This is a genomic window from Paenibacillus sp. J31R120, assembly GCF_056269225.1.
In genome coordinates, this window is record NZ_JBWDNN010000001.1 from 798,158 (window position 1) to 814,357 (window position 16,200).

Genomic DNA, 16,200 nt, shown 5'->3' on the forward strand with positions numbered 1-16,200 from the left:
AGGATACAGCTTGAAGTAGATCACTCGCTAAAGCGAAATAGTTGATGACGAAAGGAAAGAGGGATCATATGGCTAACGCACTCGTAAGCATTCAAATCTTGCCGACAACACCTGGAGGAGCCAGCGTGCTTCCTTATGTAGACCGGGCAATCGATATTATAAAAGAATCGGGCGTGCCTTATCGCGTCGCTCCATTGGAGACGACGATGGAGGGTGAGCTGAGCAATCTGTTGGCTATCGTGCAGCGCATGAGCGAGGCCATGGCCGAGATGGGCTGTCCGTCGGTCATTTCCCAAGTGAAGATTTATTATAATCCGGAGAACGGCGCCTTCATGGGCCGCTTGCTGGAGAAATATCCAGATGGACAATAGACGGAATCTGTGGTCGCGCGTATGGCCGCCGGCGCTTGTGCTTGGGATTTTAGTTGCCTGCTGGCAGGCAGCGGTTTCCTTTGCACTCGTCAAGGACTGGATGATTCCGTCTCCGGTTGAAGTGGTCAAAGCGGCGTTCTCAAGCAACGTCTGGCCAAGGCTGATGGAGCATACAGGCGCGACGCTTGGCCTTACAGCCATCGGATTCGCAGGGGGAACGGCGGCGGGCTTCGTGCTCGCCGCTTTGCTGCATCTGCTGCCGGGGGTGCGCCGGGGCATTTATCCTCTGCTGATCCTGTCCCAGAACGTGCCGATCGTCATCTTGGGACCGATTATGACGATGCTGTTCGGCTATGGCCTGCTGCCCAAGGCGCTGCTGGTTATGCTCGTCTGCTTCTTCCCGGTCTGCATTGCGATGCTGGGCGGATTGACGGGTACGGATGAGAGCCTGCGCAATTATATGCGCATGATCGGCAGCGGCAAGTGGACGCTGTTCTGGCGGCTAGAGCTGCCGAGCGCGCTCCAAAGCCTGTTCTCGGGGCTGAAAATTGCAGCCTCCTACAGTGTGCTAAGCGCGACCTTCGCGGAGATGCTGTCACCCAAGATGGGGCTGGGCGGCTATATGGTACTGTCGACGAGGGGGTATATGCCGGAGCGGGCATTCGCTTCCGCTATCCTGATCGTTATGATTAGCTTGACCTTGTTTGGCCTGATTGCGCTTGTAGAGCGTGCGGTTATCCGCTGGCGGCCAGGAAAGGGGGAGGCAGGACGTCATGCTGGAAGTTAAAAATGTAAGCAAAAGCTTTGCCGATGCTCGCGGGACGAAGGATGTGCTGCGGCAGCTGTCTCTTCAAGTGGCTGATGGCGAATTCGTCTCCGTCGTAGGGCCGTCCGGCAGCGGCAAGACGACGCTGTTCGGCGTTATCGGAGGCTTGCAGCAGCCTACGGAAGGCGAAGTGCGAATCGGCGGACAAGCGACGACGGGCGAGACCGGTCATGTCGCCTATATGCCGCAGCAAGCGTCGCTGCTGCCGTGGCGGACAGTCGCGGGCAATATTGAGCTGTCGCTAACGATTGCAGGCGTGGAGAAGCGGAAAGCGAGGGCGGAAGCGCTAGTCTGGCTGGAGCGGATCGGCCTTGCCGAATATGCGGGCGCCTATCCGCATGTGCTGTCCGGCGGCATGCAGCAGCGCGTGTCGTTTCTCAGGGCACTGCTGTCTCCGCAACGACTGATGCTGCTCGACGAGCCGTTCGGCGCGCTTGACGCCTTGACGCGGGAGCATATGCAGAAGTGGCTCTTGTCGATCTGGGAGCAGAATCGCCGCTCCGTGCTGCTGGTTACCCACAGCATCGAGGAAGCCCTGTACCTGTCTGATCGTATTATTGTGCTGTCGGCGTCTCCCGCTGTTATTTTGGATGAAATTACGGTTCCGTTCGACCGCCCGCGCAGGGAAGAGCTGCGCGAGGATGCCAGGTTCATGGAGCTGAGAAGCCGAATCTACCGCCATCTGGCGGAAGGAACGAAGGAGGCGAGCGGGAATGGAAGATAGAGCGAGGCAGGAGCGCGGGAGCAGCGTGATTGATGCGCATATCCATCTCGATCTGTATGAGCCGTCCGAGCTTCATCCCATGCTGGAGGAAGCCTTCTTCCGCAGCGGAGTAGAAGCAGTCGTCGCCGTTTCGATGCATCTGGCCTCCTGCAAGGCGAATGAGGAGCTGATGCGTCAGTATCCGGGTCGTGTGCATCCGGCATACGGCTTTCATCCGGAGCAGGAGCTGCCGGGAGTGGATGAGCGCGAGCAGTTATTGGACTGGATACGTGCCCGGCATGAACGCGGTGAGGCATTCGCAATTGGAGAAGTAGGCTTGCCCTATTACATGCGTACCGAGAGGGAAGCTGCGGGCGAGAGCTTCGATGAGACACCGTATCTGAAGTGGCTGGAGTCGTTCGTGAAGCTGGCTGCCGAGCTCGACAGGCCGATTGTGCTTCATGCCGTCTATGAGGATGCGGATAAGGCTTGCGATTTGCTGCAGCGCCACGGGGTAAGGAAAGCACATTTTCACTGGTTCAAGGGGAGCGCAGAGACGGTTGCCCGCATGATCGCATCCGGCTATTACGTCTCGATTACGCCTGATGTGGCATACGAATCAGAGATCATTGAGCTGGTGGAGCGCTATCCGATGGGGCGGCTGATGGCAGAGACAGACGGTCCGTGGCCGTTTGAGGGGCCATATAGCGGGCGTATGACCATACCGGGAATGGCACGAGATGCCGCAGCAGACATTGCCCGAATCAAGGGTTTGGCGTTAGAAGAAGCTGAGGCTATATTGCTCCGCAACACCAAGGAGTTTTACGGAATCCTATAAAGGTTAGAAGAACGGCCCTTTGTCCATGGCGGACAAAGGGCCGTTTCCTTATGCCAAGCTGTCGCATACAACGTAAAGAGGAGATTGTGCGCATGTGATACGGCGAAAAAGGAGTGACAAGCATGGCAAAGCTAACGAGAGATCAATTTTTTGCGGCTATCGCCCCGGCCGTCATATTCGTTCATCTGGAAGGTTCTTCAATGTTTCCGTCGGTAAGACTGGCGCAGAGCTTGCTGGAATCCGGGGGAGAAATTCACGCATGGAACAATCTGGGCGGCATTAAAGTAGGCAGCGGCCGGACGAATGCCTATTGGCAGGGCGAAGCTGTCGTAAAGGGGACATGGGAGTATGTGGACGGGCGCTCCGTCATATCGAAGGCGGCATTCCGCGCGTATAAGAGCATCTATCATTTCTACAAAGACCTTGATCTGCTGCTGAATACATCCAGATACGATAGAGTGCGTCATGCCGCGACACCGGAGCGACAGACACAGATGCTGCTGGCCTGCGGCTATGCGACAGACCCTGCCTACCCGTCGAAGCTGATGGCGATTATTCGCCAGTATGGATTGCTCCGTTATGATGAGATGGCGAAGCCTGTTCCCTTGCCGAAAGGGTTTGAGGCGGCTTCCGTTGTGCCTATCATCAATCAAGGCCAAGTATTGGGAGGCGGGTACTTGCAAGGCGGCACGACCTGGATACCTGCAAGGCGGATCGGCGAGGCGCTGGGAGCGAAGATCGGCTGGACCGGCAGCCAGGTAACCGTCAACGGCCTGGAGCTGGAATCGATGCTGTCTGCATCAACCGGGTATGTGAAGGTTAGGGATATGGCTGGCGTGCTGGGTCTTCCGATATCCTGGGACGACCGGGCAAGGGCGGTTTTGTTCGAATAGCCCTTCCGCTCATTCTGCTGAAGAATATATTAAGTAATATAATCGATCATCATCAAGCTTATGAGGGGAGCAGTTGGAATGTATGCGTACGTGGTAGATCATATTCCGAAGTCGACGCCGCATAACAGGCGGCCCGGTTACGCATTGAACGCTACGACCATCACGATACACAACACGGCAAACCCAACCAGCACGGCACGAAACGAACGAAACTGGCTGACGAATCCATCAAATACAGTAACGGCATCTTTCCATATCGTCATCGACGAGAAAGAAGCCATCGAATGTCTACCGCTGCAGGAAGTGGCTTGGCATGCAGGCGACGGCAGCAGCTCGGGCAGCGGCAACCGGACTTCAATCGGCATCGAAATTACGGAAAGCGGCAATTACGCCCAGACGCTGGAGAACGCGGCGACCCTTGTCGCGTCGATGCTCAGAGAGAGAGGCTGGGGGACGAATCGTCTGCGAAGACACTATGACTGGAGCGGCAAAAACTGCCCCCGCCTCATGAACGATGAAGGCGATTGGAGCGGCTGGAGAGCATTCGTCGCAAGCGTCGACGCCAAGCTGAAGGACGACGGCGGGGAGGTAGAAGAGCCGATGCTGAAACCGGAGGATGCGAACGCCATTATTCTGTTTTTGAGCGCAGCCTATATGTCCACGAAAGTACCGGAAGCCCGCAGGGAATTCAACCGGCTGGCGAACGAGCTGCGCCGAGTCAGCGGTCAGGACCCGCAGCCGTAAGGCGGTCTGATCATTTTGCTCAGGCCATCCCAAAGTTAATTATTGCTATCATTGGCTAAAAGAACTCCCGGCACGACTATGGCGTGTCTACAGCTATCTGCCCGCATGCTAGGCGCATGCGGGAATTTTTTTTGCTCATAGGAAAATCGTTGCTGTGGGAGCACATACGGGAAAATGATTGAATAAAAGGATTGCAGGAGAGTTTGGCGAATACAGTTAATAACAAGTAAGGGCTATCACTGTTGACGAAATCAAATCAATCAATGGGAGGGCTGCGGATATGGAGGAAGTTAATTGCCCGTGGTGCGGCGAGCAAGTTATCTTGGACAGTACGATCTGCCCATTATGCAAGCATGAGGTGCTGCCGGAGCATCTCAGCGGAAAGGAAAGCTCCGCGGTTGCAGAGGAAGGGCTACAAGATGAGCTGGAAGAAGAGGCTACAGCCTCTCAATTGGTGAATAATTATACATGCGCGCGCTGTGGACATGAGGAGTGCAACGTCCAAGAAGTGGCGATGACGGGCACGGGCATCAGCAAGCTGCTGGATATCCAGCATCATCATTATTTCTTCGTATCTTGTCTGCAGTGCGGTAAGGTGGATGTGTATGATCCGAATGTGCTGGAAGCTCGTAAGAGAGGGCTGCTGGGTACCGGGATGGATTTATTTTTATAGCGGTTGAGTAGGGAAAATGAGATATGTTGCATATACAGGCTATGCCGCGAGAAAAAACAGGCTGTCCACATCATGTGACGGCCTGTTTTTGTGTACGCCCAACATGGGCGTCATCTCTAGGGTGAAAGTCCCGAACGGGGGCTGGCGAACGCCTACCGTTAGCCAAGAGCAAGGGTGTCCATCGTGAGATGGAATCTGAAGGAAGCTGGAGGCAAATGCACGAGCCAAGGTACACGAACTGGATTTATGGCAGGGCAAGTCGGATGAGTCACCCACATGACGAAATCCAAAGTCGCCAAGGACTATTCCTGTAAACTCCAGTGGCTGCGGGCAGAAAGACATTCTTATTCTTAAGGAGGCCTGCGGAATACGCGAATTCATTTTGTAACCGCAATCGGAATGTTGCGCTGAATCCGCAGGAGTCAGCAGAGGCCATAGTACGCGAGTACGGGACGCCGGAAAGCGGAAGGGCCGAACCGAAAGTAGAGAGGAAACCGATGCGTTCGCATGAAGAACAAAGACAGCAGAATATCTCGCAAGAGAGCTTGCGGCAAAGAGAAGCGGTGAAGCCGTCAGGGTATGTCGGAGTGACGAGTTCTTCGTCGGCACAAGTCGTCCCTTCCTCTCGGAAGCGAAAAACGACTTGTTGGAACGAATGCTCAGAGGAGATAACCTTCGGATCCCTACAAGCGAGTGGTACAGAACGGAGGAGCGCCTGGCGTGAACGGCGTAACGGTGCGCATCTACAAGCTTACCTGAATACACACCGGGAAGCGGTGAAAGCCGAACTCCTGACGGGAACGTACAGACCCGCACCAGTCAAACGGGTGGAAATCCCCAAACCCGGAGGCAGCGTGAGGCTGCCGGCATCCCGACCGTGATGGATCGCTTCCTCTAGCAAGCCCTTCTACAAGTGATGAACCCGATCTTCGACGCAGACTTCTCCAGGCACAGCTACGGCTTTCACCCTCGGGAAGCAAGCCCAGCGCTACATCCAAGAAAGTTTTCGATGGGTCGTGGACATGGATTTGGCTAAATTCTTTGACCGAGTGAACTACGGCATGCTCATGGCAAGGGTGGCACGGAAAGTGACGGACAGTGTGTCTTGAAACTCATCCGTGCTTATCTAAACGCAGAAGTCATGGCAAATGGCGTGTTCGAGAAAACGGGAGAAAGCACGCCACAAGGCGGACCGCTGAGCCCACTTCTAGCGAACATTCTGTTGGACGACTTAGACAAGCAGAACGAGGATTGCGGTTCGTCCGTTATGCGGACGATTGCAACATCTTCGTGGCCAGTAAACGTGCAGGTGAACACATCATGGATTCGGTAACACGCTTCGTAGAAGGAAGGCTAAAACTGAAAGTGAATCGAGAGAAAAGCCCGGTAGATCGCCCTTGGAACCGTAAGTTCCTCGGCTTTAGCTTCCTGAGAGACAAGACGGCTACGATTCGATTAGCTCCACAAACCATTTCGCGATTCTAGGAGAAGGTGCGAGAGCTGACGAACCGAACGCGATCGATGTCTATGGAAAACCTGATTGCACAGCTCAACCGATACCTCATGGGATGGATCGGATATTTCCGGCTAGCCTCGGCAAAGAGTCACTGTGAGACCCTCGACAAATGGATCCGTCGAAGACTGCGCATGGAAACGGGTACGTACCCGAATCCGTGAGCTCCGGGCGCTCGGAGTCCCGGAATGGGCTTGCCTTGTCATGGTTAATTCCAGACGAGGAGCGTGGGAAATGTCTCGCAACACAAATAACGCCCTTCCAACTTCCTATTGGGGAGCGAAGGGCTGAAAAGTTTGCTTACTCGTTATTTGGAACTTTTGGAACCGCCGTATGCGGACCCGCATGTACGGTGGTGCAGGGAGCTAGGCGCTCCTTCCTACTTGATTATCACCACTAGTATCATTAGAATCTAGAGTCTTATAATAATTGTGTCCTGCAACCCTCGAACTTTCTTATTTTTCGTTTTTATTTCAGCATCACAGGATATCACACCCTTTATCTTAGCGAATTATAAAAATATTTCTTTTTTTTGCAACTTTTCCATCTAGAGGGGGGGGTTATATAGGTGTAGTTACACTATTAAATATGGAGGGATTTGAGTATGTTGAAAAAGTTTATTTTAGTTTCCGCATTATTTGCTTTAATTACATCCATTTCATTCTCCACAAGTTCGGTATCTATTAATTATGCAAGTGATTCATCAGCTATCGCAGTTGATCCTAAAGTATTTGATTCGAATAAGAAATTCAGAGAAGCGTTTGGATTACAGGTGGAGGATGAACACCTTGAGAAGTTAATTAACAGTAACCAGAAAGGTAGATCGGAAATTGTTTTAACAAAACAAGAAAAAGAAGAAATGGAAAAAAGAATAATGAGACAAAATAATATAAAGAATATTATTGGAATTGTAGAACAAATGTCAGATGAAAAAATCGCGTCAATTTATATAGATCAGAAAGACGGAGGGGAAATAAAGATAGGATATAAAAATTTAGAACAAGTTAAGATCTTAAGTAGCAAAGCACAAAAAATTGCAGAAGGAGTTAGTTTTAGACAAGTGACTTATTCCGAAGATGATCTAAAAAGTAAAAAGAGCGAAATTGTGAATTCAATTGAAGCGCTTGGGAAGGAGGGAATAGATATAATTGGTGTAGGAATATCAATTGCCGAAGAAAAAGTACTTATTGATATTACAAATCCAACCAAGGAAGTTGAAGAAAAACTTCATGCTAAGTATGGAGACATTGTAAAAATTAATAATAGTGAAATATTAGAGCCGTATGATAGAGCATCAAACAAATACAGGCCAGTTCCGGGGGGAGCTCAATTTAATCCTCAAGGTGGTTTTTGTTCCGTTGGCTTTTCTGCAAAGGACTCATCTAACAACTACTACTTAGTAACAGCGGGGCATTGTATCAAGGGATCAGGACTTGACACTAACCAAAGTTATGATCCTGATCCAGAAAAAAGATTAATAGGAAAAACATCAAATGAAAGCTTTTACTGGAATACTAGTGCTGATGCGGGGCTAGTAAAAGTTAATAGTAGTATAACAACTTCTTATGTACTAGGACATGAAACTAGTGCCCATATAAAATTAATTTCCAGACAACTTAATGATTATGAGGGTTTAATTGTATGTCCATCTTTAGGAGAAAGTAATACCACATACTGTACAGCCATTACAAATATTGATTGGGATGGATTCTTTGGTACAACGTGGGTGAAAAATCAAAGAAGAACAGCATCGAGTGGAACGGCAGGAGACAGTGGTTCTGCAGTATATGCATCCTGTGGATATGAATGCGGAGATTTTGCTGCGATATATGGAATTGTAGTAGCTGGTAATAATAGTGGCTTAGCAATTTCCTATATTACAAATATAGAGAATGAATTAGGTGTAACAGCTATACTAAATAATACTACACCTGCTGTTAGCATTGAAATTATTAATTGAGAATTTTAATTGTAGAAGGACTGTTCTAATGATGAAAAACGTTACTAAACATCTCGTTGTTAGTTTCTCTATACTTATATTCATTTTTATTTGCTTCACAATACTCACAGCATTTCAAATACCACAACTTATAAAGTTTATTATTGCAATTGTGTTCGTGGCTGCAGTGACTGCTATTCTCAGTAAATCTGGCAATAGAGTTTTGTTAGTGGATTTAGTACTGGTTATATTAATGGTTCTACTTGGATTGCTATTATCGAGTTGGTTTTCTGAACATTACATCCTGTATACGCTTTGAAAAGAATGAAAGATCGTAACCTTTTCATAAAGTTCAAAATAAAAACTGTTAAGCCAATCTAACGTGGATTGGCTTTTTTTGTGGTACGCCCAGTATGGGCGTCATCTCTAGGGTGAAAGTTCCGAATGGGGGCTGGCGAACGCCTACCGTTAGCCAAGAGCAAGGGTGTCTACCGTGAGGTGGAATCTAAAGGAAGCTGGAGGCAAATGCACGAGCCAAGGTACACCAACTGGATTCGAGGCAGGAATAGCCGGATGAGTCACCCATAAATGACGAAATCCGAAGTCGCCATGGGCTATTTTTGTAAACTCCAGTGGCTGCGAGCAGAAAGATGACGTTCTTATTCTTAAGAAGGCCTGCGGAATATGCTAAATGATTTCGTAACCGCGGCTGAGAAGCTGCGCTGAATCCGCAGGAGTCAGCAGAAGCCATAGTACGGGAGAACGGGACGCCGGAAACCGGAAGGGCCGAACTGAAAGGAGAGAGGAAACCGATGCGTTCGCATGAAGAGCAAACACAGCTGAATATTTCACAAGAGAGCTTACGGCAAAATAGAAACGGTGAGCCGTCAGGTGAGCCGAAAGCGCCGAGTTCTTCGTCGGCACAAGTCGCTGCATCCTCTCGCGAAGCGAATAACGAATTGCTGGAGCGAATGATCAGAGGAGACAACCTCAGACTCGCCTCCAAGCGAGTGGCTTCGTCGCCAGCAAACGTGTGGGCGAACGCGTCATGAATTCGGTAACACGCTTCGTGGAAGGAAAGCTAAAACTGAAAGTGAATCGAGAGAAAAGCGCGGTAGACCGTCCTTGGAACTGTAAGTTCCTTGGATTCAGCTTCTTGAGGGACAGAAAGCTACGATTCGTTTAACCCCACAAACCATCTCACGATACAAAGGAAAGATACGAGAGATAACGAACCGTACACGATCGATGTCCATGGAAAGCCGGATTCTGCATCTTAACCGATATCTAATTGGCTGGATTGACTATTTCCGACTAGCCTCCGCAAAGGGCCACTGTGAGACCTGCGACAAATGGGATTCGTCGTCGATTACGTATGTGTCTGTGAAGCAATGGAAACGGGTACGCACCCGAATCCGTGAGCTCCGAGCACTCGGTGTCCCGGAATGGTCTTACTTTGTCATGGCCAATTCTAGACGAGGCGCGTGGGAGATGTCTCGCAACACAAACAATGCCCTTCCAACTTCCTATTGGGAAGCGAAAGGGCTGAAAAGTTTGCTTTCTCGTTATGTGGAGCTTTGTTAACTTATTGGAACCGCCGTATGCGGACCCGCATGTACGGTGGTGTGAGAGGACGGAGGCTAGCCTCCTCCTCTCACTCGATTGTTCTATTTAGCGGCTTTCTTCCGACCAGACCGTCGATTGCGGGTCTTTCGTTGTGCATGCTTGTTCGCTTGTGGGTATAGAGCTCTGAATGCTCGAAGGAGCAAGTGACTAATTAATGCCCAAATAGCGACCGATCCCACAAGGGCAATAAGAAGAACAATCTCCCCATACTCTTCAGTGAGGTCAATAACCGAGAGTATAGTTGTGCCCATGATTGCTATTAATGAAAGGCTATGCGGACCAAGATTTGATTGATACAGCGTAATAATAACAAGGAACACATACTCCCAGTACGCAGGCGGCTCTTTACCTCGAAACATATCCGTGCAGTTTTTACGGTCTTTCAACACTTTTATAACAGAGGCAATCAAGGAATAAATCGAATAAACAACAAAATGAAAAAATAATGCTACCAGAAAGGAGCCTAACACCTCTAATAAAAGCAAGTAACAGCCTAGCCATATCAGGACGAAAATCGTAAGCCACATGCGCCATCTCAATTTGTGTCACACCTTATGCGTAAATGGTTAGTAGAATAAATGTGGAAAATCGATACTCTTTCATTTCATGAGTGTATATCATCTCCATTCCACAAAACTTATTATAATTCATATATTGTATGAGAAGGTAAGTTTTTATTAAAAAATAAAGATTTACCGCGCAGAAGCTTGATTTTTATAAGAAGGTTATGCCATATGAGGGATGAAAGCTTTATTTAATGTACCGTTTTAGGGCAGAATAGTACTAGAATAAGTCGAAATGAACAAGCCTAAAGGTTGAAATGCGAGGATGCAATGATGAAAGATAAGGAGCAACAAAAGGTTTATTACGAGCGAGGAACGAATGGGCTAAGGGTACAAAGCTTGCGTGCGCAAAAACTGGTGAGGGCTTTTAATTATTCAGAACCAGAGGACTCAGGAGAGAAAGAACGCTTGATACGAGAATTGTTCGGCAGCATCGGTGAAGGAGTCAACATTGAACATAACTTCCATTGTGATTTGGGTTATAACATTCACGTTGGCCGGAACTTCTATGCCGGGTATAACTGCACCATATTAGATATGGCGGAAGTCCGTATTGGCGACGACTGCATGATCGCTCCGAATGTTGGCATTTATACGGCGGGGCATTCAATAGAACCGATGAATCGGAATAAAAGCGGCTACGGTATTCCGATTACAATTGGCAACAATGTGTGGATTGGCGGGCATTGTGTCATTTTGCCGGGTGTAACGATCGGGGACAACTCTATTGTGGCAGCAGGCTCGGTAGTTACAAAAGATGTGCCGTCGGATGTCATTGTGGCGGGCAATCCGGCTAAGATATTGAAACGCATTACTGAAGAGTAGATTGTTCCTATAATAGTCTTATGGATATCTAATAAAGTGCCGAGACTGTCTACTAAAAATGCGGTAACGGTGAGCTAGCATGGGGATTTTAGAAAAGAGGGACAGAATGAACACTGAGCAATTGGAGAGATTCGCTAAGGAACATCAATCATTCAAAAAAGCGGAAGAAGGCTTTTGGGAATATGTAAATACATGGCGTGTTGAAGAGCCGGAGGAATATGCCGAAGCATTTGAATATACGGATATCACCAATTGTACAGAGCTGTTGAGAGCAAAAATAGCATTAGTTGTGAATTATAGATGGGATCAGCCCATCAGATTCGTACAAACTACACTTGATGTTAAAGTTAACAATAGAAAAGTTGCCCAATATCATTTTCTGCAGACCCTTGATGGTGAAGAAATGGATGACGGGCTTAGTTTTACTAATGTCTATTACCTTCCTAGAAATCGGGACTGAATTTATAGATCGTTGTTAATGACTTTAACGTATACCCCAAAGAGGAGGATTGAAAATGGAAGCAGTTTTTTTAGTGCAGCACTCTTATGGAGTGGGAGAAGACGGGAAGTATGATGAAACTAAGACTATCGGCATCTATTCATCGCTAGAGAAAGCAGAGTTGGTAGTTGAAAGATACATGGTACTCCCAGGTTTTAAGGATTACGCAGAACATTTTTACATTGATACATATGAAATTGACAAAGATCATTGGGAGGAAGGATTCGTAACAGTGCATGGGGGCGATACCGATGAGGAAGATTAAGGTTTTTCTGAAATGGAAAATTGAAAAAAAATTCATCAATATCAATAACCCAGCCGCGCTGAATCCAGTCGGCTGGGTTATTTCGTTTTGATAATAAACACTAAAAATAAATCCGCTGATCCTGCTTCTCCTTAAGTATTTCTACCGCCTCGCGGAAACGAAGGGAATGTACGATCTCCCGCTCACGAAGATACTTCAAGCTGTCTTGCAGGTCCACGTCATCCGTCATGTCGATTAGCCATTGATAGGTGGCTCTGGCTTTTTCCTCTGCGGCAATATCTTCATACAAATCGGCGATGGGATCGCCCTTGGCAGCGATATAGGAGGCAGTCCATGGAACGCCTGCTGCATTTGTATAGAACAGAGCGCTGTCGTGAGCCGCGTAATGATCCCCGAGTCCCGCCGCTTTCAACTGCGCTGGCGTCGCATCCTTGGTCAGCTTGTAGACCATGGTGGCGATCATTTCCAAGTGCGCAAATTCCTCCGTCCCAATATCCGTCAACAGCCCAACTACTTTATCCGGAATGGTATATCGCTGATTCAAATAACGCAGTGCAGCAGCCAATTCGCCATCGGCTCCGCCATACTGCTCCATCAGAAACTTGGCCATCAATGGATCGCATTTGCTTACCCTTACGGGATATTGAAGTTTCTTCTCATAGGCCCACATTGGCGCGCATTCCCCGCTTTCCCCGTCGTAATTGCGGAACAAGAAGCTTTCGGCAGACTATTCTCTTACACTTGCCAAGGCCAAGGCGCTTCCTTCCACTGCCAAGGCGCTCTGGAGAGGCTATGTCCGAAGTTCATGAGCGGGCCATATTGCGACTCGAACTGTTCGGCGATCCGCTTGCGAAGCTCAGCGAACTGATTGTACTGCGCAATTGCGGCTTCATCGCCCGGATGGGTATCGAGGTATAAATTCAGTTCCACCAGCACAAAATCGACGGCCTGCAAGTCGTGAAGCTGCTTATAGTAGGCTTCATCGAGCACGTGAGACATCAATCACCACCTGCTTCCTTGCGAGATGGGTCCGGATAAGGACCATATAGCGCCGGCCAAAGCGTTCCATATTTCAAAGCTTCATAAGGCGAGAATTGCGGCAGATTAGGGGGCTGAAATGGAATGAACAGCTGCGGCGGCACATTGTAGCTTTTTTCGGTGATGGGCGGGCAAGGGTCGAACGGCCCGATAAACGGCCGGTACGTTCGGAACTGATCACTTGCACTCATGGGGTCGCGCTCCTTTCCATATCATTCCTTGCCCAACTATATGTGTGAAGGGTTGGACGATATGCCCGATAGGAAAGAATGCATGCGACCCGGATTCCATGGAGTTTCATATCTTGGTGTGCGCTTCAAAAAATATCCGAAGAAGTGGCCTTCAATAGCTTCTCCAGATGCGAATTGTAATGATCGGCTATAGCTTGTTTGATCTCTTGAATATGATAGTCGACCTTTTGCTCGTCCGGAACATAACCAGGAAGATTAGCCATCTTATAAGCTTCATAAATATTAAGATGGTCGGAGAATGTTAATTGCATCACGTCTCGTTTGAAATCATGTATAGCGTCAACAGACTTGGCATTCATTAAGTTTTCCATAAGTATAAAGTTACTTATCAATCTATTCTGAATGTCCTCTGTTTTTGCGGCTTTTTCATATAGAACAGGAGACAGGGATTTCAATTCCTCTTGCAGCGCGTAGTAATCCTTAGAGGAATGTCCGTACCCTCCCATTCTCTCATTTTCTAAAATATTGAGCTCTAGTCTGTCGATAGTAGCCGCTCGATAATCCTGCAATAGGGAGACTTGCGCTTCGAATAGCTTGATCTTATAATCCCTTTCTTTTTCGTTGGATTGCAACGTAGTTTGAATTCCCCAGAAGGCGAAGCTGAGAATTGCGGCAATCATTGCGGGAATGAGAGCTTTTTTAAATTCGATTTTCCAATTAAAGGGGATATTTGTCATAAGACTCCTCCATCTCAAGGTTAGTAATAATTACAAGCTTATACGACTATAGAAGATTATGGTTCCAATACAAAGAGCCATAGAAGGTGTAACGGACGGGCTTGAAAGACAAATCCAAGCTATCGATTGGATATAATATCAATATTTTACAAAATAAATAGAGATCGATATGATAGAAGGAAGAAAACTTCCAGCTGTTAGCATCGTGTTCATTGATCTTAAACATGAAAGGATGAATCACGTGGCCGTCTCTTCATCAGAACCGATCCATCTCCTATTTCCATCCAGGACTCATCAAGCAGCGATCCGCCTCTCCGACCAGGAGCTGAAAGAACTGGAATGCATGCCTCTTATTCATGCGATAGCCGGAGACCGAAAGTATGATCAACACGTGAAAAGCATGGTGCAACAATTCACTCCCGATTCCAGTGTAATTGCGTACAGGCTCGACATTATAGATGATTTCATCGACCATCCCGAATTGCTTCGCCATGTGGAAAAGGGCAATGCGATTATCGATGAGATGCGGTTTGCAACAGGCAAAAGCTATTCTCATGATAGTGAGCTGCTGCAGACAGTTTCCCGTCTGAGAGAATTGACGATATATGTTGATTTTATTGCTCAAATGCAGAAGGCTTTTGCAGGCGGAGAGACGTTGAAATCTGCTGGTTTACGCCGATTGCGGGATCGAATCCTGCGTATCTTCGATAGTGCAGATTACAAAAACCTGGCGACCCAACTTCCCACATTACAGCAAGGGCTCGATTCCATCGCAAGCGTAACCATTGGCATTAATCTGGATGCGCAGATGAATCCCGTACAAGCCACATTGGTATCCATCAATGACAAGCGGTTCTCGGGAGAGTCCCTATTTGGCAAGTTGTTCGCGGGAGGCAATGAGTATCAAGGGATATCGGAGCTGTATAAGGACCCTGACGTCACCGAATCGGTCGTCCATAACACGGAGAAGATCCAGATCAGCATCGCAGCGGAAGAAGAGGCTTCTTTGCGCAGAGTGCTGTTCCGGGACTTGAGGAAGCTGCTGAAAAATGTGCTGAAGCCCGTTTATCCTATCATCGATCAGTATCTGCATATTCGCTGCAAATGGATATTGGAGCTGGAAGCGGAATTCGCCTTCTATATCGGCGCCGTTAAATTCATTCAGCGGATGCGTGGCTATGGATTGCCCATGTGCAGGCCGACTGTTCTTCCGATGGAGCAGAAGGAGATCCGATTGGACGATAACTTCAATGTGAATTTGGCTATGCGTATGTCCTACAAGGTGGAAGGCGGCGATTTGAAGGAGCATATCGTACTGAATGATGTCTGTTTTGATGGAGAAGGACGCATCTTTATTTTGACGGGACCTAACTCTGGCGGCAAAACGACGTACGCGCAGGCGATCGGATTAACCCAGGTGCTGATGCAATGCGGACTCTATGTCCCATGCAGCCGGGCGGAGATGAGTCCGGTGGACTCTCTCCATGTTTATTTCAACGTAGAAGAACAAGCATCGCTGGAAACGGGCCGTCTTGGCGTAGAGTCGAAGCGGATTGGAGAGATCATTGGCGCGGCTACGCCTAACAGCATGGTGCTGCTCAATGAATCTTTTTCCTCGACCAGTCCGGGGGAAAGCTTCTATTTGATGAAGGATATTGTCAGCGCGCTTAGGCTATTGGGAGTTAGAGCGGTAGTGGCTACGCATCTTCACGATCTGGCTGAGAGCAGCGATCACATTAATGTAGAGGTAGACGGAAGCAGTAAGCTGATCAGTATGGTTGCTGGTATAAAAGAGAATACGGAGCATGACGGCACGTTATCGAACCGTTCCTATAAAGTTCGGCCTGGACGGCCGCAAGGAAAGAGCTTTGCCATGGATATCGCCAGGCAATATGGTATCAGCTTCGATCAGCTAGCGAAAACCATTCGCGAACGGAATACCGGTTCCAAATGACG

General features: G+C 48.4%; 19 protein-coding genes and 1 pseudogene. 15 read left to right on the top strand and 5 right to left on the bottom strand.

Annotated features, from left to right (window positions below):
- The first annotated feature begins 68 nt into the window (after positions 1-68).
- The 11 genes and pseudogenes from AC0YNW_RS03605 to AC0YNW_RS03655 all read left to right on the top strand — a co-directional run bounded on the left by AC0YNW_RS03605 (position 69) and on the right by AC0YNW_RS03655 (position 10,084).
- A complete protein-coding gene (locus AC0YNW_RS03605; protein ID WP_475830775.1) occupies positions 69-371 on the top strand; it encodes a thiamine-binding protein in 303 nt (100 codons plus the stop codon).
- On the top strand, positions 361-1,158 hold the full coding sequence (locus tag AC0YNW_RS03610) for an ABC transporter permease (protein WP_475830776.1): 798 nt from the start codon (positions 361-363) through the stop codon (positions 1,156-1,158). Before AC0YNW_RS03605 ends, AC0YNW_RS03610 begins: the two co-directional genes overlap by 11 nt.
- On the top strand, positions 1,145-1,921 hold the full coding sequence (locus AC0YNW_RS03615) for an ABC transporter ATP-binding protein (protein WP_387474571.1): 777 nt from the start codon (positions 1,145-1,147) through the stop codon (positions 1,919-1,921). The genes AC0YNW_RS03610 and AC0YNW_RS03615 overlap by 14 nt, the downstream gene beginning before the upstream one ends.
- The gene (locus AC0YNW_RS03620) at positions 1,911-2,738 is read left to right on the top strand and encodes a TatD family hydrolase (RefSeq protein ID WP_475830777.1); all 828 of its coding nucleotides are present in this window, start codon (positions 1,911-1,913) and stop codon (positions 2,736-2,738) included. The genes AC0YNW_RS03615 and AC0YNW_RS03620 overlap by 11 nt, the downstream gene beginning before the upstream one ends.
- Before the next feature lie 122 nt (positions 2,739-2,860).
- The gene (locus AC0YNW_RS03625; protein ID WP_475830778.1) at positions 2,861-3,631 is read left to right on the top strand and encodes a glucosaminidase domain-containing protein; all 771 of its coding nucleotides are present in this window, start codon (positions 2,861-2,863) and stop codon (positions 3,629-3,631) included.
- Positions 3,632-3,709: 78 nt separating this feature from the next.
- Entirely contained in the window at positions 3,710-4,375 is a 666-nt protein-coding gene (locus AC0YNW_RS03630) for a peptidoglycan recognition protein family protein (RefSeq protein WP_475830779.1), read from the top strand.
- A gap of 280 nt (positions 4,376-4,655) precedes the next feature.
- The gene (locus AC0YNW_RS03635) at positions 4,656-5,048 is read left to right on the top strand and encodes a zinc ribbon domain-containing protein (protein WP_475830780.1); all 393 of its coding nucleotides are present in this window, start codon (positions 4,656-4,658) and stop codon (positions 5,046-5,048) included.
- A gap of 497 nt (positions 5,049-5,545) precedes the next feature.
- Positions 5,546-6,881: pseudogene (gene ltrA / locus AC0YNW_RS03640) on the top strand (group II intron reverse transcriptase/maturase); the annotation flags it as partial.
- Between the two features lie 284 nt (positions 6,882-7,165).
- Positions 7,166-8,521: a S1 family peptidase gene (locus AC0YNW_RS03645; RefSeq protein ID WP_475830781.1), complete on the top strand. Its 1,356-nt coding sequence runs from the start codon at positions 7,166-7,168 to the stop codon at positions 8,519-8,521.
- Positions 8,522-9,312: 791 nt separating this feature from the next.
- Positions 9,313-9,552 (top strand): hypothetical protein, encoded by a 240-nt coding sequence (locus AC0YNW_RS03650; RefSeq protein WP_475830782.1) that lies wholly within the window; start codon positions 9,313-9,315, stop codon positions 9,550-9,552.
- A gap of 202 nt (positions 9,553-9,754) precedes the next feature.
- Complete coding sequence (locus tag AC0YNW_RS03655; protein WP_475830783.1) at positions 9,755-10,084, top strand: group II intron maturase-specific domain-containing protein; 330 nt, start codon at positions 9,755-9,757, stop codon at positions 10,082-10,084.
- Between the two features lie 83 nt (positions 10,085-10,167).
- Here AC0YNW_RS03655 and AC0YNW_RS03660 read toward each other — a convergent pair whose 3' ends face one another.
- Positions 10,168-10,653 (bottom strand): hypothetical protein, encoded by a 486-nt coding sequence (locus AC0YNW_RS03660; RefSeq protein ID WP_475830784.1) that lies wholly within the window; start codon positions 10,651-10,653, stop codon positions 10,168-10,170.
- A 309-nt stretch (positions 10,654-10,962) separates the two neighbouring features.
- Here AC0YNW_RS03660 and AC0YNW_RS03665 point away from each other — a divergent pair, with 309 nt between their 5' ends.
- From AC0YNW_RS03665 to AC0YNW_RS03675, 3 genes are all read left to right on the top strand, one after another.
- Entirely contained in the window at positions 10,963-11,514 is a 552-nt protein-coding gene (locus tag AC0YNW_RS03665; protein ID WP_475831263.1) for a sugar O-acetyltransferase, read from the top strand.
- A gap of 106 nt (positions 11,515-11,620) precedes the next feature.
- Positions 11,621-11,974, top strand: coding sequence for a hypothetical protein (locus AC0YNW_RS03670; protein WP_475830785.1), 354 nt, complete (start codon positions 11,621-11,623; stop codon positions 11,972-11,974).
- A 55-nt stretch (positions 11,975-12,029) separates the two neighbouring features.
- Complete coding sequence (locus AC0YNW_RS03675) at positions 12,030-12,278, top strand: DUF7336 domain-containing protein (RefSeq protein WP_475830786.1); 249 nt, start codon at positions 12,030-12,032, stop codon at positions 12,276-12,278.
- 100 nt (positions 12,279-12,378) lie between these two features.
- On the opposite strand, the gene AC0YNW_RS03680 is transcribed toward AC0YNW_RS03675, so the two are convergent.
- The 4 genes from AC0YNW_RS03680 to AC0YNW_RS03695 form a co-directional block, all read right to left on the bottom strand.
- Positions 12,379-12,948 (bottom strand): manganese catalase family protein, encoded by a 570-nt coding sequence (locus AC0YNW_RS03680; protein WP_387474593.1) that lies wholly within the window; start codon positions 12,946-12,948, stop codon positions 12,379-12,381.
- Between the two features lie 65 nt (positions 12,949-13,013).
- The gene (locus AC0YNW_RS03685; protein ID WP_116043405.1) at positions 13,014-13,277 is read right to left on the bottom strand and encodes a spore coat protein CotJB; all 264 of its coding nucleotides are present in this window, start codon (positions 13,275-13,277) and stop codon (positions 13,014-13,016) included.
- Positions 13,277-13,507, bottom strand: coding sequence for a spore coat associated protein CotJA (locus tag AC0YNW_RS03690; RefSeq protein WP_475830787.1), 231 nt, complete (start codon positions 13,505-13,507; stop codon positions 13,277-13,279). Before AC0YNW_RS03690 ends, AC0YNW_RS03685 begins: the two co-directional genes overlap by 1 nt.
- Positions 13,508-13,632: 125 nt before the next feature.
- Entirely contained in the window at positions 13,633-14,244 is a 612-nt protein-coding gene (locus tag AC0YNW_RS03695; RefSeq protein WP_475830788.1) for a hypothetical protein, read from the bottom strand.
- A gap of 241 nt (positions 14,245-14,485) precedes the next feature.
- Between AC0YNW_RS03695 and AC0YNW_RS03700 the strand changes: the two genes are divergently transcribed.
- Positions 14,486-16,198 (top strand): MutS-related protein, encoded by a 1,713-nt coding sequence (locus AC0YNW_RS03700; RefSeq protein ID WP_475830789.1) that lies wholly within the window; start codon positions 14,486-14,488, stop codon positions 16,196-16,198.
- Positions 16,199-16,200: the final 2 nt, after the last annotated feature.